The 20,292-nt window shown below is 42.5% G+C and carries 15 protein-coding genes; 4 read left to right on the top strand and 11 right to left on the bottom strand.

The window, feature by feature from the left end:
* Nucleotides 1-212 precede the first annotated feature (212 nt).
* The 3 genes from ACBR23_RS03675 to ACBR23_RS03665 are packed head-to-tail and all read right to left on the bottom strand — an operon-like array spanning nt 213 to nt 3,365.
* Nucleotides 213-1,841, bottom strand: a complete 1,629-nt coding sequence (locus ACBR23_RS03675; protein WP_371115563.1) for a DUF2079 domain-containing protein — start codon at nt 1,839-1,841, stop codon at nt 213-215.
* A 17-nt stretch (nt 1,842-1,858) separates the two neighbouring features.
* A complete protein-coding gene (locus ACBR23_RS03670) occupies nt 1,859-2,644 on the bottom strand; it encodes a polysaccharide deacetylase family protein (protein WP_371115562.1) in 786 nt (261 codons plus the stop codon).
* Nucleotides 2,637-3,365, bottom strand: coding sequence for a glycosyltransferase (locus ACBR23_RS03665; RefSeq protein ID WP_371118495.1), 729 nt, complete (start codon nt 3,363-3,365; stop codon nt 2,637-2,639). Before ACBR23_RS03665 ends, ACBR23_RS03670 begins: the two co-directional genes overlap by 8 nt.
* A 530-nt stretch (nt 3,366-3,895) precedes the next feature.
* On the opposite strand from ACBR23_RS03665, the gene ACBR23_RS03660 reads away from it, so the two are divergent.
* Nucleotides 3,896-4,819, top strand: coding sequence for a polysaccharide deacetylase family protein (locus tag ACBR23_RS03660; RefSeq protein WP_371115560.1), 924 nt, complete (start codon nt 3,896-3,898; stop codon nt 4,817-4,819).
* 36 nt (nt 4,820-4,855) lie between these two features.
* A complete protein-coding gene (locus ACBR23_RS03655) occupies nt 4,856-6,343 on the top strand; it encodes a DUF5009 domain-containing protein (protein WP_371118494.1) in 1,488 nt (495 codons plus the stop codon).
* Between the two features lie 182 nt (nt 6,344-6,525).
* Here the strand turns inward: ACBR23_RS03655 and ACBR23_RS03650 are convergent, their stop codons facing one another.
* Nucleotides 6,526-7,584, bottom strand: coding sequence for a hypothetical protein (locus ACBR23_RS03650; RefSeq protein ID WP_371118493.1), 1,059 nt, complete (start codon nt 7,582-7,584; stop codon nt 6,526-6,528).
* Between the two features lie 199 nt (nt 7,585-7,783).
* Between ACBR23_RS03650 and ACBR23_RS03645 the strand changes: the two genes are divergently transcribed.
* The gene (locus ACBR23_RS03645) at nt 7,784-8,641 is read left to right on the top strand and encodes a hypothetical protein (RefSeq protein ID WP_371118492.1); all 858 of its coding nucleotides are present in this window, start codon (nt 7,784-7,786) and stop codon (nt 8,639-8,641) included.
* A 62-nt stretch (nt 8,642-8,703) separates the two neighbouring features.
* Here ACBR23_RS03645 and ACBR23_RS03640 read toward each other — a convergent pair whose 3' ends face one another.
* The 7 genes from ACBR23_RS03640 to ACBR23_RS03610 all read right to left on the bottom strand — a co-directional run bounded on the left by ACBR23_RS03640 (nt 8,704) and on the right by ACBR23_RS03610 (nt 17,295).
* Entirely contained in the window at nt 8,704-9,057 is a 354-nt protein-coding gene (locus tag ACBR23_RS03640) for a type II toxin-antitoxin system HicB family antitoxin (RefSeq protein WP_341738756.1), read from the bottom strand.
* A gap of 7 nt (nt 9,058-9,064) precedes the next feature.
* Entirely contained in the window at nt 9,065-10,285 is a 1,221-nt protein-coding gene (locus ACBR23_RS03635) for a hypothetical protein (protein WP_371118491.1), read from the bottom strand.
* Nucleotides 10,286-10,400: 115 nt separating this feature from the next.
* A complete protein-coding gene (locus ACBR23_RS03630; RefSeq protein ID WP_371115552.1) occupies nt 10,401-11,807 on the bottom strand; it encodes a ferredoxin:protochlorophyllide reductase (ATP-dependent) subunit N in 1,407 nt (468 codons plus the stop codon).
* Between the two features lie 267 nt (nt 11,808-12,074).
* Entirely contained in the window at nt 12,075-13,421 is a 1,347-nt protein-coding gene (locus ACBR23_RS03625; protein WP_371118490.1) for a DUF5331 domain-containing protein, read from the bottom strand.
* A gap of 34 nt (nt 13,422-13,455) precedes the next feature.
* Nucleotides 13,456-14,322 (bottom strand): ferredoxin:protochlorophyllide reductase (ATP-dependent) iron-sulfur ATP-binding protein, encoded by an 867-nt coding sequence (gene bchL, locus ACBR23_RS03620; protein ID WP_341733985.1) that lies wholly within the window; start codon nt 14,320-14,322, stop codon nt 13,456-13,458.
* Between the two features lie 48 nt (nt 14,323-14,370).
* Entirely contained in the window at nt 14,371-14,532 is a 162-nt protein-coding gene (locus ACBR23_RS03615; RefSeq protein WP_341738761.1) for a hypothetical protein, read from the bottom strand.
* A gap of 573 nt (nt 14,533-15,105) precedes the next feature.
* Nucleotides 15,106-17,295, bottom strand: coding sequence for a CBS domain-containing protein (locus tag ACBR23_RS03610; protein ID WP_371118489.1), 2,190 nt, complete (start codon nt 17,293-17,295; stop codon nt 15,106-15,108).
* A 261-nt stretch (nt 17,296-17,556) separates the two neighbouring features.
* Between ACBR23_RS03610 and ACBR23_RS03605 the strand changes: the two genes are divergently transcribed.
* Nucleotides 17,557-20,181 (top strand): PhoD-like phosphatase, encoded by a 2,625-nt coding sequence (locus ACBR23_RS03605; protein WP_371118488.1) that lies wholly within the window; start codon nt 17,557-17,559, stop codon nt 20,179-20,181.
* Nucleotides 20,182-20,292: the final 111 nt, after the last annotated feature.

Below are 20,292 nucleotides of genomic sequence, written 5' to 3'. Positions count from 1 at the left end.
TCAAAGGGTTAATATGCTTCTATATTTTGGAGTATAGCAAACCTTTTGGACCTTATCTTCTAGCTTTCTGGCAAATGTTCCTCACCCTAGTTTGAGTGTCTGATGCTGAAAGCAGAATTACCGTAGAGGGTCGATCGACCCTCTATACCCAATTTACTCGCTCCGAGGCGATCGACACTAACTACTCAACAGTTTTCTGCTTATTTTGCATCTTATTGTTCAATTTCTTGTCGCAATTTCACCCAAGCCGACAAAACCTCCGGTGCCGAAGTTATCCCTTTCTGCACCAAAACCACCCCATCTAATACCTTAGCAATACCATAGCTTCTGTTCCGCAGAGCCTCGTCTGTAAAACGGACTCCCGCCCTAACTCTACCTCGATCGACCGGCACCTTTAAATTATTCTGCTGCAACTGCCACAAATCTAATACAGCATAATCCACATCCACCGCGTTTCCGGCTTCATCCCGCAACTTCATCACCTCTAAACGAATGATGTTCCGACGCCCAGATAGGTGAGAAACTATGTAACCACTCGTGGAAACGCTAGCATCTGGAGGAATTAACTCCATCACAGTTTTCAAATCAGCACCATGGGCTAATTGCTCAGTCAATGATTGATAAACCAGAGGATTGAAAGCATAGGGAGAAAGGAAATACAAAGCTCGATTAGGATTAGAAGTCAAAGTAAACAATAGGGACAATCCGATACATCCCATCCAAAAGCGGTGTAGCCTTGGTTTAAATTTTTCTGGATGCTCCGACCACCACAATATTGCAGCATAAATCAAAACAGGAACTAAACTCAAAGTATAACGAGTATTGATAGAAGTCGCTGCTTTATTTTCTACTTGCAGCAGCAGCACTAACAACGGAAAGCTAGACATCACCCAAGCTGGCCAGGAAAAAATAGGTATAAAAGCCAGTGGCAGCCACAAACCCAACACAAATCTAATTCGCCTTTCTAAACTTTCTAAATCCGCAAAAAATACTTGAATTATAATTTGAGGTTGGCTAACTATTGCCCACAGTAACTGTAGCGTCGAAGGATTTTCTATGTTAACAAACTTCTTAAAATACAGAGCTAAATAAAGTCGGGAGTTGTCATTGGAAAACAGAGGCATCACAACATTAGTTATCAGCGAAACATAGCTAAAACTCAGGACACACAAAGCTATACCCGTCCGTGGATAGCGGCGGCTGAAAAATAAGTAGGCTCCAATGCCAAACAGAGTAATGCCGGTGTCTTCACGAGTTCCTAATGCTAAGGCTGCAAAAATCCAAAACACCAACCACCTTTGCTTTTCTAAGGCTAATAATAAACTAAATAAAAACAAAGGAATTTGGCAGTGTTCGTAAAAATTTCCCAGCGTCGGACCAATTACCCCATTGGCTCCATAATAGCTAGCTACGACCATTATTGACAGAGGAATAGACAAGTAATGTCTCGCTAAAAAATACAAAACTATGCCAGCAGCCGCAATTAAAGCTACTTGCAAAACTATGAGAGTAACGGAAGAGGGAAACAGGGCATAAAGTGGCATCCACAACAAAAAATCGATGACAAAATGTTGCCCTAAATGGATGTAAGATGGATAGGATAGTTCCCGATCGATCAGAGATGCACCAGAGGCCGCGGAGGAAAGGGAACTTTGAAATAGTTTGCCATGTACGCTATTCCAAAATACTTGATTAAATAAACCGTGATCGTAGGTAGCCAAAAAGCTATCATAGCGAATGATACTAAAAGTTAATACCGAGATAAAAAAAATTACTGCAATGATTGTTGCTTGACGCAATCCTGTTTGAGCTTGCCAGTAGTAGAGAGGTTTAAATTTCATATTTTTTGCTAAATTTACTAATATTTATTAATTTTATTGAAGTGGTTTTTAAATTCTGAAATAGAAATAAATTCCCCTTGTTTTTTCAGCACCGTCAGATATTTTTCTAATTTGTCAATCATTTTACTACCGGCATCTTTTTTGACATAGCTGGGGAGTTTAAACTGGGAAATATCAGTGAATTCCCAGGGGTGAAAGTAGATGTTTAGATAGGAGTCTGTTTCTAAGGTGAGCTTGGCTGCTAATTGTATCACTGAAAGTGGCAAGTTCTTAAAACTCAACCAAAATAGGGGAAATCGGATCGCGGGAGTAACTGAAATGGGCAAGTTGAGTAATTTATTCCTATAATATGCAGTTCTAGGTTTCAAGAGATTGTTGTATCTACCGGGGATGTAGGTAGGATTCATGGATGAGTTGTATTCATAGCCTGCTTGTTCTATTTCTGCGTCGTCAACAGGCTGGAGTCTTGCCATCCTGAAGCCGATGACTTTAGTATTAGTTATGGATTCTAAGGTTTGCTTAGATTTTTGTAAATCATCCACGGAAAATTGGGAATGGTAAAACCCATGGGAAGCAATTTCATGTTGTTGTGAAAGTTGCTTGATTATTTCTTGGTTGTGGAGTGCGAAGTTAGCAGTTACAAAAAATGTGGCTGCGATATCTAATTTTTCCAAAAGTGAAATAACATTGCATAACCCGGTTTTAGAAACTGCAAATTTGATATCCTCTGTGAGGGGTTGACCGTATTCTTCGGGAATGTCAAATTCTTCTATGTCAAAGCTCAATAAAATATATTTAGTCATAATTACCAACGCGATTATTATAGCGAATCTTTAACAAGCAAAAGAACATTTTGAGAGAATCTTTAAGTATATTTACTTTAGAAGCTTTGGATAAATGTTGTTCGGAAATTCTAGCGGGAATTTCACCGATTGTATATCCTTTTTTGTGTGCTAAGAACAGGAGTTCGGCATCAAAAGAAAATCCCGCAATTGTCTGTTGCTTGAAGAGTTCTTGGGCCGCATCTTTTTTAAATCCTTTGAGTCCTGCCTGCATATCTCGATAGGGCAGATTGAGGATTTTGCGGGAAATAAAGTTAAATATTTGACCTGATATTTTTCTCAGTAATGTGAGATTGCGGAAGTTGTCTTTGTCGAGGTTTCTGCAACCAATTACCACATCAAATTTTTCTAGTTTTGCTATTAAGGGTTCTAGATGCTCTAGGGAGTAAGCTAAGTCACCATCCATAAAGCAAATGCAGTCAGATTTTATAGAATCGCTACCTTTTTTTACTGCGTAGCCTTTTCCTTGACGATGGTTGTAAGAAATTATTTGGATATGATTTGTGGGGAATATTTTTAGTTTATTTTCGAGGATTGTCAGTGTATCATCTGTTGACCCGTCATTGACAATGATAAAATTATAAGGGTGATTTGTTTGAGAAAAATCGAAAATTCTGTCAAAGGTTTGTGCTATGCAATTTTCTTCGTTGTAAACAGGTAGAATTACCGTGATTTTCATCATTATTATGGAATCAAGCTTTCGCAGAAGTATCGTATCACCTTAGTAGCAAAATCACAAGTAAAAAATAGATATGCTGTTTTTCAGTTAGGTGAGATAAACCTGTGAATGGGTTATGGGTAATGGGTAAAGGCGCGTGGCGCATACTTTATTGTCATAAAATCTGGATGGGGAGAGAGATTAGCAACTGAAGTGAAAATCTGATGGAAATCCGAACTCAGCCTTAAAGCTAAATTGCGTTATGTAGTTTGATTAGATGTTTTCGGGCTTGGGCTTTGCTCCGAAGGGCTGCTGACGATCGCCCAATAGTTGCAAATATATCTCACGTCATGACTTTTTGACAAGACAACTCCCGCACTCAGTCAATTTTCGGCTATGGTTGTGGCCTAGGCGCGATCGCATAGATTTTACTATACTATTGGAATTGACCTAGCTCATCTTTGGAAAAAACCGCAGCAATCCTATACAATCTAAATGCAGACCCAGCTCTACCAGACCACCTAAACCCATACCTCATGAGGTCGTTATTGTCAATGGTAAATTTTTTAGTTGATAAATTGCCTGAGTATTTTCAACCGATTACCATCCGTAAAAAACGCATGATTCAATTTTTTATAGCATTTCTCATCACCTTAATTAGTTATCAAGTAATCATAGAATTAATTACAGTACAAATTCCGATTTTCGGCTTTCACGATATTGTCGATTTGCAAAATCCCCAAGAAATACCTCCGCGACGGCGAGACTTTCCCGGCGACTATAGCCAGCAAAAATTAGAACCTTTTTTAGAGTCTTTAGTGGTCAATAACTATTGGTTTTTGTCAACCCAAGAACTTTATGATTATTTTTTAGCAACTACCCCAAAAATAGTTCCTGCTGAATATCGCGATCGCAAAAAAGTCATCATTTCATTTGACGATGGAAACAAAAGCATTTATACACACTTACTACCTATCTTAGAAAAACTAGAAAATAAATACGGTAAAAAAATTAAAGTAGTAGTATTTATTAACTCCGGCTTTTTCGGAACTCATCATTCCCTAATCAAAAAAGTCAACTGTCAAGACTTGAGAGATGGATTTAAAAAAGGATTTTACGATATTCAATCTCACGGACTAAATCACGAAAATTTAACCAAAATTTCCCTTCAAGCTTTAGACAGAGAACTGTCACAAGACCAAATCCGATTGAGAAAATGCACCCAAGACTTAGACCCCAATCAAACAGTCGCCTCTCACATAGCCTACCCCTTTGGTGCTGTCAACAAACAAGTTGAAAATCATGTTGGCAAATACTACACATCAGGATATTTATACGACAGTTTAAAATTAAAAATACGCTTTTTTCCCCACAACCCCTATCGAATTTCCCGCTTGACTATCAACAACAAACACTCCACAAAAAAACTAATCCAAATGGCTTCAGGAAACTGGCTACACCGAACTATTGGCAAGTAAATTTAATGAAATATATAGTTATTAAAAATACCAGAGGTGAGTACATTGGAATACACAAAATCAGAGCCAAAAGACACAAAAAAAAACGAAAAAGTGTTTCCTATAGCTGCGGTTGCCAAACGCGCTGATGCCCTAGATGCACTGCGTGGCATCGCAGTTTTAGCAATGGTTTTATCAGGGACAATAGCCCGCAAAACATTACCCGCATGGATGTATCACGCCCAAGAACCGCCACCCATCCATGTCTTCAATCCTCAACTAGCTGGACTAACTTGGGTAGATTTAGTTTTCCCCTTTTTTCTGTTTGCAATGGGGGCTGCTATACCACTTGCTTTATCTCGTCGCATTGCTAAAGGAGAGAGTATAAATAAAGTGATTAGTTCTCTTTTACAAAGAGGATTTCTCCTAGGTTCATTTGCGATATTCCTGCAACATATTCGACCCACTGTCATCGATCCCAACGAACCAGGCCCGCAAAAATGGTGGTTAGGCCTCTGTGGATTTTTAATCCTATTTTTTATGTTTCTTCGCTGGCCAACTAAGAAGTTTTCCTGGTTGCAAAAAGTCATAACCATTGCTGCTTGGAGTGCTGGATTTTTATTTGTATCTCGGATCAAATATCCCAACGGAATTGGGTTTGATTTCAACCGTAGCGATATTATCTTAGTTGTGCTGGCAAATATGGCCGTTTTTGGATCGGTAATTTGGCTGTTTACTCGTTCAAATACCTGGTTGCGAGTGGGATTATTAGGATTGCTGTTAGCCCTAGGACTATCTGCCCAAACTGATGGTTGGATTAAGTCAATTTGGCTGTATTCTCCTGCACCTTGGATTTTTCAATTTGATTATTTGAAGTATTTGTTTGTTGTGATTCCCGGTACTATTGTCGGGGATTTACTGTGTCGGTGGATAGAATATCATTCGCCAGAAGATGATAGGTATTCTCACTGGAACAATCGGCGATATTTCTGCATCATGGTTTTGATGTTTACGATTAATTTAGTGTTGCTAGTGGGATTACAAGCTAGATGGGTGTGGCAGACTAATTTAGTAGTTTTTGTGCTGTGTTTGTCTGGTTTAGTTTTTTTGCAAAAACCAGGAAATGTCACGGAAAATTTATTAAATCGCCTTTACGAATGGGGTTTTTATTGGGTGGTTTTGGGTTTACTATTTGAGCCTTATCAAGGTGGCATCAAGAAAGATTCAGCGACAATGAGTTACTTTTTTGTAACTACAGGTATGGCAATTTTTATGTTGATTGGCTTGACAATAATTATCGATGTGTTTCACCATAAACGCTGGTTGCAGCTATTTATTGACAATGGGGTGAATCCGATGATTGGTTATGTGGGATTTGCGAATATTGTGTGGCCAATTCTGGTGTTAAATAACTGGGAACCTGTGATTATTGAGATGACGGCAACCGATCCATTTATGGGTTTTTTGAGGGGGTTTGGATATACGGCGATTGTGGCGGTAATAGTGATGGTGTTTACGAGGTTTAAATTGTTTTTGAGAACGTGAGATAATTAAAGGGAAAGTTTATCTTCACGTCTTGTATCGGAATGATTTAACCGCAGAGAACACAGAGGACACAGAGGGAGAGAATCGGACTCCGACAGAGAAACCGGGTTTTTTACTGAATCTGCGAGTAAAAACGGAGTATTTTTGTAAAAAACCCGGTTTCTCAACCCCGTGCGTAACTCCTATGGAAGTGATTTTAAAATGCCACTTTCTAATTGATAAATTGCTGCCATGATTCCGGTTTCAGGATTTTTTAGGAGTGATATTTTGACATCTTTCAAGTAACTTACAATGTGTTCCCGCAAAATCGGTCTTTCGACTTTCACTGTGTGATTGTAATCCCATAAATCCCACATGATAATCCCGATGCCGACAATCGGATCGATTAAACCTACTCCCAATTGACTCGCAACTGTACCGCCTGTTTTTGTAGCCATCTTGGCTGCGGCTTTTGTGGCAACTTTTGCTGTAACTTTGCTGCCAATCTTGCTAGCAATCCCCAAGATTAATGGCTTGGCAACTAAATAACCGCTGCCACCCACTAATACTTTTAATGATAAATTTGAGGGGTTTCCGTTATTGCTAATTGTGGTGGCAATATCATTGAGATATTTATCCCACTTTGCTTGAGGTATGTTATAATTACTTTGAACTACTTTGACATTTTTACTGATTTCTGCGATATATAGATTAACGGTATCTTGAGTGATTAATTGAAACCGCATTTGAGAGTTTCTGGGAACCAAGACGCGGTTGGCAAATTCTCTTTGAAAGTCTTCGGTTAATTTTTCGGAAACAGCTTGAGAGGCTGCATTCATATCAAATTTGTTGAGTACGGCTGATTTGAGGAAGTTGAAAGGTACGGTAAACTCCATCTTTTTTTGATTGAAGTAATCGAAGTACCAATCGAGGAAACTGTTGTCAACTCGCGCAATTAGTTCTGTTTCCCATTTGTCCAATTCTTTTGAAGCGAAATTTTCGGCAGTTGTATGGGCGGTTTGGATGGCGTTTTTAATGTCTTGGTTGACTTTGCTAAAATCGTGGGGCGGGGAAACTATGACTGCTGTGGTTGCAGTATTTGTTAAGGACTTGGAAATGATAAAATTACCTAACAGGGGAATAATTACTACCAGAATGACGATCGTCCAAATCATCGGTGTTACAGTTTTGATAAAGTGAGCGATCGCCTTGAGACGCTCTGTTTTCTGTGAATAGGTAACTTTTTCCCGATCCTGATTCATGGTGATTCTGCAAGTGAGGAGAACTACTGGCTTGTTTCAATTATAGGTGGCGATTTGTGCGATCGTCTAAGATAATCTGGCCCAAGTTGGAAAAAACTGCGTAAAACTGAGCTATCCGAAAGGCGATCGCGATTTTTGCTTGTTGACTCTATAAAAATTAAAGTGGTACTATCCTTGAATATACTTCAAGGTTTTAAATATGACCTTAGATCCTTTTGTCCGCAAGCTAGCTGCGATAAATCAAGCTTTATCTGCTCTTTCAGCAGAAAGCTGCACAACACCGGGATGCAATCAACCAGTGTCAAAACCAGGTCACAAATTATGCTATGACCATTGGAAAGCTAACAATGTTAAACCTGTTCAAGCTGTGTCACCGCCCAAACCTAAACCTCAACAATTTTCTGCCCCTTCACTTCTCTCCGCTACCACTATCAGCGAAAAACTAGAAATATCAAAACACAAAGTCAACCCAATTTTAGCAGAGTTAGGATTGGTGAACAAAGAGGGTAACGGCTGGGTAGCAACTAAACGGGGGATGGGTTTTGGGGCGGTGCAAAAAACCCACCCTCAAGACAATACTCCTTATGTACTTTGGCCAGAATCTATACTGACAAATCAAGTTTTTCTGGCGACCATTGAGAGCCTTAAAGGTAACAATTCCGAACCTATAAAAACAGAAGTAAACACAAAGCTAGGGTTCCGCGAGAAGTTTCGGGCTAGCGCTCAGCATCGGACAACCGATGGCCATTTTGTGCGGTCTAAAGCTGAAGTTTTGATTGATAATTGGCTGTATATGGCGGAGCTAGTTCACGCCTATGAACGTCGCCTACCCATAGAGGAAGAAGCTTACTGTGACTTTTATATTCCTCGGGGGAAGGTGTATGTTGAATACTGGGGATATGAAAACGAGCCGGAGTATGCGGCGCGCAAGAAAGTGAAGCAAGAAGTGTATCAGAAGTACGAACTAAATCTGATTGAGCTTAATGATGAACATATCAAGAATTTGGATGATTATTTGCCGAAAATGTTATTAAAATTCGGCATAATTGTAAGTTGATTTAAAAGTGCGATCGCCCTTGAAGCGTGCCTCAAACTCGATCGTCCTTATCTGATTATCTTTTAGCCTGCTTTACTTAACACAAGCAGAAGGTACTGGTCAAGACTAACTCCTTCCCTTTCCGCTTTTTCTGCTAAACTTAAATGTAGAGATTTAGGAATTTGTAAAGATAGACTTCCACTATACTCAACCTCCGTTGCAGGTAAAGGAATCTCATCCCCGCACTCATAAGCAGTCTCTATCCACAATTCCCTAGCTTCCTGAATATTCTCCATCGCTTCGGACAAAGTTTCACCCTGAGACATACAGCCAGGAAGGTCTTTTATTATAGCTGTATAACCTTCAAGTTCTGGATAAAAACTGATAGCATATTTCAGGCTCAAGTAATAGTCTAGAGATTTAAGCTTGACTTTCATCTTTTAATTAAACTGTATCAGGAGCAGCTTGAATCCCCTTCAAAATACTCACTTCTAACTGATTAATTGCTGCCATAATGCCACTTTCTGGATTTTTTAGCAGTGAATTTTTAACTTGATCCAAGTAGGCTAAAATGTTCTGACGCAAAATCGGTCTTTCTACTTTGACTGTGTGATCGTAATCCCAAAGATCCCAAATCAATATACCTACACCCACAATAGGATCTATCAGACTAACCCCAAGCTGACCGGCAACGGTTCCACCAGTTTTTGCTGCCATTTTTGCCGCAGCCTTTCCAGCAAACTTGGTCATAATTTTACTTCCTACCTTGCCTGCTAATCCAATAAGTAAAGGTTTAGCAACTATGTAACCGCCGCCGCCAATTAATACTCTTAATGAAAAATTGGATAGAGTGCCCTCCGTGTCATTAATGGTTACAGCAATATCATTCAGATACTTTTCCCACTCTCCTTGAGGGATGTTATAACTGCTTTGAATGCCTTTAATGTTATTGCCAAGTTCCGAGATATACAAGTTAGTGGTTTCTGTAGTGATTGACTCCAATCTCATTTGTGCAAGTTTGGGAACCAGTACCCGCTTAGCAAATTCTCTTTGAAAATCTTCAGTTAACTTCTCCGTAACCTTTTGAGATGCTGCTGACATATCAAACTTGTGAGTTACAGCAGAAACAATAAACTTAAAAGGAGTCGCAAACTCCATTGTTTTCTGATTAAAATAATCAAAGTACCAATCTAAGAAGCTATCGACGCGCCCGTTTAATTCTCCTTCCCATGTATCTAACTCTTTAGAAGCAAAATTCTCAGCAAGAGCGTGGGATTTGTTGATAGCACCTTGAATCTCTAGGTTAACTTTGCTCAAGTCAGGGGGTGCGGGAAGCGTAACTTTTGATACTGGAGATGATAATGAGCGGTTAGAAGTTACCGACTGTGAAATTATCCAGTTACCTAAAAGTGGAATAATTACCAGCGCAATAACACCTGCCCAAATTAAAGGGGTCACTGCTGTGAGCAACTTAGTTATGACTTTTAATCTATCTGTCTTTTCAGCATAAGTCGCGTTTTCATTTACTACCTGCTGCTCTAATTTAACTTGGCTATTTGAATCGATCGAGGGGCTGTCGGCTTGATTGGTAACATTAGTAACTAAGGCGATCGCAAGTTCGCTGGCAGGCACAGCCTCTAAATTCTGGCTTGGCTCATCGTTCATATAAATTCCTTTGTTAATTAGAACTAAACGTTCATCTGCGTCAATCTGTCTACATCAGCGGTTCGTAAAAAAAATAAGGTGAGCAACGCCCACCCTACTATCTTACTAAAAACGACTAAACCTTCGCTTCATTCTTCACCAAATTACCCCAACCCAAATCCTTCAGCGAATTATTCCGGCGCAGCGGACGAGTCACCAACTCCAAAATATCCCGCGCATTTCCAAAGCCGTGAATTTGAGCAAAAGTAAACTCAACGGACCATTTAGTATTGATTCCCCGCGCTTCCAAAGGATTAGCGTGGGCCATACCAGTAATCACCAAGTCGATATTCTGCTCATAAATCCGCTGTAGCTGATTGTAATTGTCTGGTTTCTCGACAATCCGAGGAGTCGGAACTCCCATCTCGTGACAAGTCTTTTCTAACAAGGCTAATTCGGCGGCTTGATAGCGTTTGTCCATGTAAGGAATACCGATTTCAGGACAAGTCATGCCGCAGCGAATCAAGAAACGTGCTAAAGAAATCTCTAGCAAATTGTCCCCCATGAAGAAGACTGATTTGCCGCGAATTATTTGCAGATAATCTTCTAAACCAGCCCAGATTTGTGCTTCCCGTTCGTCTAAACCTTTGGGTTCTATTCCTAACACTGAGCAAATTTTTTCAATCCAGGCGCGGGTTCCATCAGGTCCGATCGGGAATGGAGCACCAATTAGCTTACACTTACGACGGCGCATCAATGTAGAAGCGGTACGGGACAAGAACGGATTCATGCCAGATACATAATAGCCTTCTTCCAATACTGGCAATTCAGTGTAGCGCTTGGAAGGAAGCCAACCGGAAACTTTGATTCCTTGCTTCTTCAATTCTAAGGTTAGCTGAGTGACAACTGGATCGGGTAAAGAACCGAAAAGTACCAGCGGTGTGTGCTTGACATATTCCGATTCATCTGCTGCAACTTCCTCTTTTTTCTTGCCGAAATTCAGCAGTTGAGAGATAGCATTGCGTTCTACTTTCTGAGATTCCATGACAGGTGCTTTTTCAGGGCACTTAGCAGCCATGGCGGCCAAAACGGTATCTTCCCCTTGGGTAAAGGCGTAGTCTAAGCCATTGGCGCGGGCTGTGACGATGGGAATGCCAATTTCGGCTTCCAGCCTTGGTGCTAAACCTTCCAAGTCCATTTTGATGATTTCGGTGGTGCAAGTGCCGATCCAGACAATTACACTGGGGTTGCGATCGCGCTTAATTTGCAAACACAGCCGCTTTAACTCTTCATAATCATTCAATTGAGCGGAAATATCACCCTCTTCCAACTCAGCCATCGCATAGCGAGGTTCAGCAAAAATCATCACACCCATGGCATTTTGCAAGAAATAGCCACAAGTTTTAGTACCGATGACCAAGAAAAAGCTATCTTCAATTTTTTGATAAAGCCAAGCTACGCAGCTAATCGGACAAAATGTGTGATAATTACCAGTTTCGCATTCAAAATTTAAAGCTTCCGGTTCATTTGTAATAGCAGTCATAGCCTAAATCTTCTCCGTTTAAATTAATTGTTTTTTGTCGGGAACTGGAACTTACGCAAGAGAATACAAAATTTGAGCAAATAAGATCTGTGTGAGGGGGAAACTGCCCTCACAGCAGGCATTTAGTTTATCTAAACCCGTGAACGCAAAATACCTTTTGGTAGTTGTGAGTTTGAGCTGATTAAGAATTAATAACTCGAAACTCACAACCGCAAGATTCCTGAAGGAGAGGAGAGATTAGGAGAGATTTGGGCGATCGCCAAAACCTTACTTAAAATCCGACAAAAAGCCCGAAATTTCTTCATCCTCGTCGTCGGAATCCAAATCACTCAGACCTAAAGCATCTAAATCATCTTCATCAGGGTCTCCGGTGGTCGCTTCCCCCAAATCATCAAGTCCCAGATCGTCGAGATCGTCATCATCAGATACAGAGAATTCGTCAATTCCATCTTCATCCAAGTCACCTAGATCGAGTTCCAGGTCATTGGAGGTCGCGTCTCCAAAAGGGTCGGGTATCACTTCCGCCACAAAATCTTCATCTTCTTCTCCAAAGGGATCGGATATCTCTGTTTCGATATCCCCTGAAGTCAAAGTCCCAAATTCTGAGGCTTCATCTTCGTCGTCATCACCTAGGTCAAAAGCGCCCAAAGCCGAGGCTTCTTCATCTTCGTCATCATCACCTAAGTCCAGGCCCAAAGCTGAGGCTTCTTCATCCTCGTCATCATCCATGGCGAAGTCGGAGACAGCCTCTTCTTCGTCATCATCATCCATGTCGAAGTCAGAGACAGCCTCTTCTTCGTCATCATCATCCATGTCGAAGTCGGAGACAGCCTCTTCTTCGTCATCATCCATGTCGAAATCGGAGACAGCCTCTTCTTCGTCATCATCATCCATGTCGAAGTCAGAGATTGCCTCTGCTTCGTCATCATCATCCATGTCGAAGTCAGAGACAGCCTCTTCTTCCTCATCATCCATGTCGAAGTCAGAGATTGCCTCTGCTTCATCATCATCATCCATGTCGAAGTCGGAGACAGCCTCTTCTTCCTCATCCTCAAACCCATCCAAGGATTCCTCATCAGAGGAACTAAGTGCTGACGCTACCGCGGCAGCACCGGCTACTCCAGCGACCAATCCTGCTCCCGCTAAGACCGCAGCGCCTAATGGATTAGATTTGGTGGCTGCGGGGGCTGCTGGCTCAGGGGTGGCTGCCGGAGCAGCGGTGAGAGTTGCAGCGGCTGGGGTCGGAACGGCGGTCGGTGCTGTGACAGTTAGAGATTGACCAGCAGTAGGTTGAGCCGTAGGTTGAGCAATAAGTTGAACAGCATCTGAGGACATACCCAGAGCTAAGTCTGGGTCAAAATTTAGCCCCAGCACTTCGATGAGGCTGTCTGCATCCGGCTTGAGTTTTGAGAAGGGCAGCATTAATTGCTGGAGTTCCGGCTCCAGAGCAGCCGCAATTCCCAGGATGAGGTAAGAAACAGGCCTTTTCCCGCCGTCGGGTGTGGCGACCGTGTTGTCAGCCGTCATGTGCAGGAGCAGCCAAGCTCGATTTGCCTGGTAGTAGTCCAACCACTTCTGTTTGAGAGCAACTGAAAAAGTATCAAAAAAAGCCATAACCTCTTTATCCTCATCCTGATCGCTAGACCTATTAAACCATCATCAGGTTTAGCTCATCTTCCTCTTTCTTGACCACAGGTTGAACTGGATTTAGATAAAAATCTGACAGCAAGGAGAATAATTCGCGATCTGGCGTGTCATTGGGCACTACTCCTTCAGGTCTTGCCAAGATTTGATCGGCGATGTTGAGGTAGTAGTCGCAGACGTAGTTGAGGGATGGATCGTTCTCGGCCATTTCAAACAATGTTTTGCCTTTGACACGAGAAACGCGAATGTCTTCAATTAGGGGCAACACTTCCAGCACTGGCATGGGTACTGAGTCTATGTACTTGTCAATCAAGTCACGCTTGGAGGTGCGGTTGCCAATTAAACCAGCGAGTCGCAGGGGGTGAGTGCGGGCTTTTTCGCGGACTGAGGCGGCGATGCGGTTGGCGGCAAATAGGGCATCGAATCCGTTATCGGTAACAATCATGCAGTAGTCAGCGTAGTTCAATGGGGCGGCAAAACCACCACACACGACGTCGCCCAGGACGTCAAACAGGATGATGTCGTATTCGTCAAAGGCATTGAGTTCTTTGAGCAGTTTGACGGTTTCCCCGACGACGTAGCCACCACAACCAGCTCCTGCGGGTGGGCCGCCTGCTTCTACGCAGTCAACGCCGCCGTAGCCTTTGTAGATGACATCTTCAGGCCAAACGTCTTCGTAGTGGTAGTCCTTTTCCTGAAGGGTGTCAATAATTGTTGGGATCAGGAAGCCTGTCAGGGTAAATGTGCTGTCGTGCTTTGGATCGCAACCGATTTGCAAAACTTTTTTGCCACGTTTGGCTAAGGCAACGGAGATGTTGCAGCTTGTTGTCGATTTGCCAATTCCACCTTTTCCGTAAACTGCTAGTTTCACTCTTTGTTCTCCTATAGGTTTCTCTGAAAACGATCGGGGTTTGGGGTTTCACGCATTCATGTTGCGATCGCCCGGTGCGGCCATACCCAACTCCTGTGCCCTTAATGCAATGCCCCACTGCAATGCTTTTTTTGTCTCTTTCGGAGTCGGCTTTGTTATCTCTTTGAAAGCATTATTAGCTAACTTGCTGGGAAAAGAAAGGGGGCACAAAAATGAAAACGCTAGTAAATTAGTTCATTTTGCATCTTTGGGAATCTTAGCTGGTTTTTCAATCTCACAGTCTATTTTTAGGTTTTTTTTAGATTTAAAAGCTATTTTATAGTATTACTTTTAAATAAATAGGTACAAAAATAAAACAAAAGTTTACTTATGAAACAATCTGGACTTTGAGCTTTGAGTCTGGGATACAGACAGTTGGGGACTTGTGCGGGGAATTACTGCGGGTAAAAAGCGACTGATGGATGGGGCGAACTCGGAGTGAGTTCGACTAATGGGCTCTGGCGAGGTCAAATTCAAGTTAGCAGAAAGGGATTGCAGGTGATTTTGATGCGCTTTATGGGATTTTGTAAAATATTGTAAATTTTCAGGAATACTTGGCTGATGACGGTTGACATTCCTGGATGCAATCCGACTAAAGAAACAGGGTTTTTTACCGACTGTGCGGGATGCAACCTGTGTATTTTTGCTAAAAAACCCGGTTTCTCAGTCCCCATGCGTCCAGAACTATGTTGACTAATGTTATGGGTTATTAGCAGCCCCAAGGGAGTAACAAATAACCAATAACTAATGACAACTGACGATCGGAATTTCGATCGCAAACTCAGTACCTACTCCAGTTTCAGAAACGCATTCCAGCCGCCCCCCGTGTTGTTCCACAATTAAGTGGTAAGAAATAGACAGTCCCAACCCCGTACCCTTACCCACAGGTTTTGTTGTAAAAAATGGGTCAAATAATTTAGAACGAATACTATCCGGTATGCCGCCACCGTTGTCGGAAATTCGGATCGCCACAAAACCCGTGTCAATCACTTCCGTGCGAATAGTAATAGCGGGAAGACTCAAGGGAGAACTAACACTTGGCGAGGGTGGATTTGTGCTATTTCCCATGAACCATTTACCCTTCTTGATTTCTTCATCTACAGCATCTATAGCATTACTGATAATATTCATTAACACTTGATTTATCTGACCTGCACAGCACTCAACGTGGGGCAAATCGCCGTATTCTTTAATGATTTGAATAGCTGGATGTCCGCCTTGAGCTTTGAGTCGGTGCTGCAAAATCAGCAAAGTGCTGTCAATGCCTTCGTGAATGTCCACTAGCTTGATGTTAGCTTGATCCGATCGCGAAAAATTACGCATTGACAAAACTATTTGGCGGATGCGATCGGTTCCTACCTGCATGGAAGACAGAATTTTAGATAAGTCTTCTACTAAAAAATCGACTTCAATATCTGCTGCTGCTTCCCTAATTTCCGACACTGGTTCCGGGTAGTGATGCTGGTAAAGTGCCAAGAGTTGAATTAATTCTTTGACGTAATGACTGGTGTGAGAAAGATTGCCATAGATAAAATTAACTGGATTATTAATTTCATGGGCGATACCGGCAATCATTTGTCCCAAAGAAGACATTTTTTCTGTTTGGACAAGTTGACTTTGAGTTTGCTGTAACTTCCGCACAGTTTGCTCTAATTCCTGGGCTTGTATCTTCAAGGAATTTTGCTTGCGTCGCAGCACTTCTTCAACTCGCTGACGTTTAATAATATCTCGTCTCAACAATTCATTAGATTCTAAAAGTTGAGCAGTGCGTTCTTCAACTTGTTTTTTCAAGTCGTCATGAGCTTGGCGTAGAGCTTCTTCTGCCCGTTGTCGCTCTAAAATTTCTTGCTGCAATTGCTGATTTGCCAGTTGAAGTTGGGAGGCTCTATCATCCACTGCTTGTTGCAAAATTTCGATGGTGCCGTACATTTCAGATGGATTAAAAACGGGCGGCAAACTTGACTGAGACAGTACACCCAAAAGCTCTCCCTGAGTGCCAATTACGACCAAGCGGCGGACACAATGCCGCTGCATTTCCTGGTGAGCTTTCCACAGGGAATCGGTGGGAGATATACAAAATAAGGGGGAACTCATGGCATCAGCCACGGAGATTTGGGAGAAATTTAATTCGAGGGCGTGAAACTGCACGATATCGCGCTCAGTGACTATACCTACAGGAATTAATGGTGCGGAATTGGTGGTGAGAAATGGACTATTTTCGGTTGGTGCGATCGCGGGTTGTGTAGGGTCAATTGGGGTGTCAACGATCGCGATGTAATTGACTTGATGCTTGACCATGAGCTGCGCTAAATCGAGGGCTGAGGCAGTTTTTGGCGCATAAATGACTTCTTTGGTCATCACATCTGCTACACAGCGTAAATTGCTTTGTAGGTTAACTGGTTGCAGAGCTTCGTAAATTGCTTCGCGGGTGATGATTCCCAAAAGTCGATCGTCGGCGTCCACTAAGGGTAAATGCCGGATTTGGTGTTGTCGCAACAGGAAGATGGCGGTGAAAATATCTGGAGAATCGGATTGTTTGAGAGTAATGGGCGATGAAGTCATCACGTCAGCCATCGTCAGACCGATCGAACAAGCGGATGCCGTGGTTAACTTGATGATATCCCGCTCAGTGAAAATACCTATGAGTCGCGATTCTTTGACTACTAACACGCAACTGCGTTTGGTAGCGTTGGAAACTGGGTGTGGTCGATCGCCCGAAATGTGACAGGATATCCGCATCGGGTTCATCAGAGCCAATACCTTGGCGATGGGAGTTTCTGGAGTAACTATGAGAGGATGGCGATCGATCGCGCTATCTAAAGGTGACGAATAGAGGGGGCGAGTTTTTTGTCTGGTGGTTTGTGAACAGGATTTAATGGGTAATGGCTGTGGGTCACAATTTCTGAAATGTTGCAATTTGTGTTCCTGGAGCATAGTTTTTTATTAATTTTTCTTAATGAATTGTTACAATTTTGAAAACTTTTCTGGTCAGACGCAAGTATTAAGTACAGAACTTATGCAAAAGCTAAGAAAAAAAGGGTTTTTGAGTTAAGCGTTGGGCTTAAATCACACCAGGTTTGTTGTTCAGAAACCCAGTTTCTGAATCCTTCGTGAAGTAGTAGATGAAAGATGTTCGATCGCCTTAAATCTCATTTTTGGCCAAACCCCTTGTTTAATTTTTAATTTTTAATTGTTATGTCGTGGATGCCCTTAAGTCACCGGATTCATCATTTGCCCCTGATTCTAGCCGGTCCAATTTTACGTCGAACAGAAAGTCAGGCTGTGACTGTTTGGCTAGCTCTGAAAGCACCCCGCCAAGTCGAACTCCAGGTTTACTCGACGGAGGGGGGAACTGGCGAAACGATCGCTCAACCTTTGCTCCAAGGTACTGCTTCTACCGTGCCACTGGGCCAATACCTGCACGTAGTGGCCGTGACTGCCAAGCCGATCGACAGCAATTGCTTGACATCTGGGCAAATATATGCTTATAATATCGAGTTTGCTGGTTGCGAGTCGTCCGCAGTTCCAGGAGTGGAAAATGAGACAGAAAATCTCCTTTCTTGCCTGTGGCCTATCGCCGAGGATTTGTCTTGTTTGGGACCTGGGACGATCGGTTATTTCGATCACCAGTTGCCCACTTTTGCCCTACCACCGCAGGATTTAAACTATTTGCGGATTGTTCACGGTTCTTGTCGCAAGCCGCACGGAGGCGGACGAGATGCACTGCCAATCTTGGATAGTTCGATCGAACAGTTCGCAGGAATGGCAAATTCCAGACCTCACCAACTGTTTTTAACGGGTGACCAAATTTACGGGGACGATGTTGCCGATCCGATGTTGTGGGCTTTAACCGATGCTGGTGATGCACTATTGGGCTGGAAAGAGAATTTGCCCCTGACGAATGTTCAAATTCAAGATAATTTGTGTACCAGTATACCTAAAAACGGCAAAAAAACAAATAAGATTCGCGATCGAGTGACAGTTTCTACAGAGCCCCAGTTTCAGCAACAGCCAGAAATTCAGTATAAATACAAGCAACCAGTTGATTTGAAACCGGGAACTCGCACCGATATTGCTAGAGATTTTGGTGGCTTTACAGCAATGTTGGTGAATAAACCAGACAATGCGAAAAATCATTTGTTTGGTTTGGGCGAATATTGTGCGATGTATTTGTTAGTTTGGTCCCCTGTGCTTTGGTGCAAGGGTTTTCCGAAAGGTCAGGATATTTGCGATAATGCCAAGCAGGCAAAAGTCTGGGACCGAGAAGCTTTTGAACTGGAAAGTTTTGCTCGCAATCTGTGGAGAGTCAGGAGGGCGATCGCCAATATTCCTACTTATACCATTTGTGACGACCATGATGTGAGCGATGACTGGTATTTGAATCGAGAATGGTGTCACCGGGTGCTGGGTAAACCCTTCGGGCGACGGGTGGTGCAGAATGCTTTGCTGGCTTATGCTGTGTTTCAGGCTTGGGGAAATACGCCGCAACAGTTCGATGCAGGAACAGTGGGAGAGAAATTATTAACAACTGCTGCAAAATGGTCGGATTCTGCTGGGAGTGATGATTTAGCTTGGGAAAAAGTGGCTAAGTATTTGGGGATTCCGGCTGTTGATATTGAGACTAATTTGCCGAAGTTTAAATTAGATGAAGATGTTTTAATTTTGGATCGGGATGATGAGGCGTTGGAGTGGCATTTTACGATTAGAAGTTTTAAGCATGAGGTGATTGTGCTGGATACGCGGACTTGGCGGGGCTATCCGACGGAAAGTGCGATCGATCCGCCAATGCTTTTGACTCATAAAGGTTTTGAGGAGCAAATTCAGCAGCCTTTGAAAGAAACGGAATTGTTGAATGCAACTGGGAAGTTGGAGATTGAGGCAACTTTGGTTGTTTTACCTACAAATTTGGTGGGTTTGTGGATTATTGATGCGGTGCAAAAGTGGGATGTGGAGCACGGGAAGGTTTTTAATAGTGATGCGGGGGATGCTTGGAATTTTCATGAGTTGGCTTTTGTGAAGTTATTGGCGGAGTTTTTTAAGCGGCGCGGGAGGGTGATTGTGTTGACGGGGGATATTCATTATGCTGCTGCTGTGCGATTGAGTTATTGGTCGGATTGTCATTTTGGGGATTGTCGATCGAATATATCGAATATTGAGTCTTTGTCAAGGGTGGATGTGGATTTGGAAACCGCAAAGGCGCAGAGAACGCAGAGGGAGGAGAAGGAGGGTGTTTTGGGTTTGGATGGGGGGAAGGATAGAGCGAGTTTTCAATATTCTGTGTTGGCGCAATTAACTGCTAGTGCTTTGATTAATGAGGAGTGGAAAACTCATTTGATTCATACTAAGATTAAGTCATTGTTTCCTGAGCGGACTCACGAGTGTTTGGGATGGAATAAGCCACTGGAATTGGTGAAAGTTTCGAGGGTTAACAGCAAGAAGTCTGTCGCTGCTGCGGTGAGAAATAGACAATCTTTGCCGGATTGGGGTTATCGGATTGATTGGATGAAACGACAAAAGGCTCGTGTATTTTTGCAGCCTGAAAGTGGGATTGTGTCAAGTAAATCTGGTCGGAATCAGGGATGGTCTTTGGGGCAGAGGTTGTGGCAGATTGTGTCGCTGTTGTGGCGCAATCGCTGGCTGCAAGAGGGTGATGAGATTGTGGGATATAGCAATATTGCGATCGTTAGTTTTCAGTGGCCCGCTGATGGTGATGGGGAGAAGGCGGCGATCCAAAATGTTTATTGGCGGCCTGTTTGGGCACCGGATAGTGTGGTTTATAGTCAATATTTTGTGTCGTTAGAAACAAATCAGGATGATTAGAAAGCAGGTAGTTGAAACCCCATCTACACAGTGATAGTTATTGGGGATTATTCGTGATATCAAATTCCTTGACATTGGAATTATGATTTCTCTCATCTCTTTCTCTGTGTC

Origin of the sequence: Microcoleus sp., assembly GCF_041354475.1 — a bacterium.
Lineage (GTDB): Bacteria > Cyanobacteriota > Cyanobacteriia > Cyanobacteriales > Microcoleaceae > Microcoleus.
Note: the sequence above shows the minus strand (reverse complement) of the source record. Positions and strands in the feature narration are given on the sequence as shown.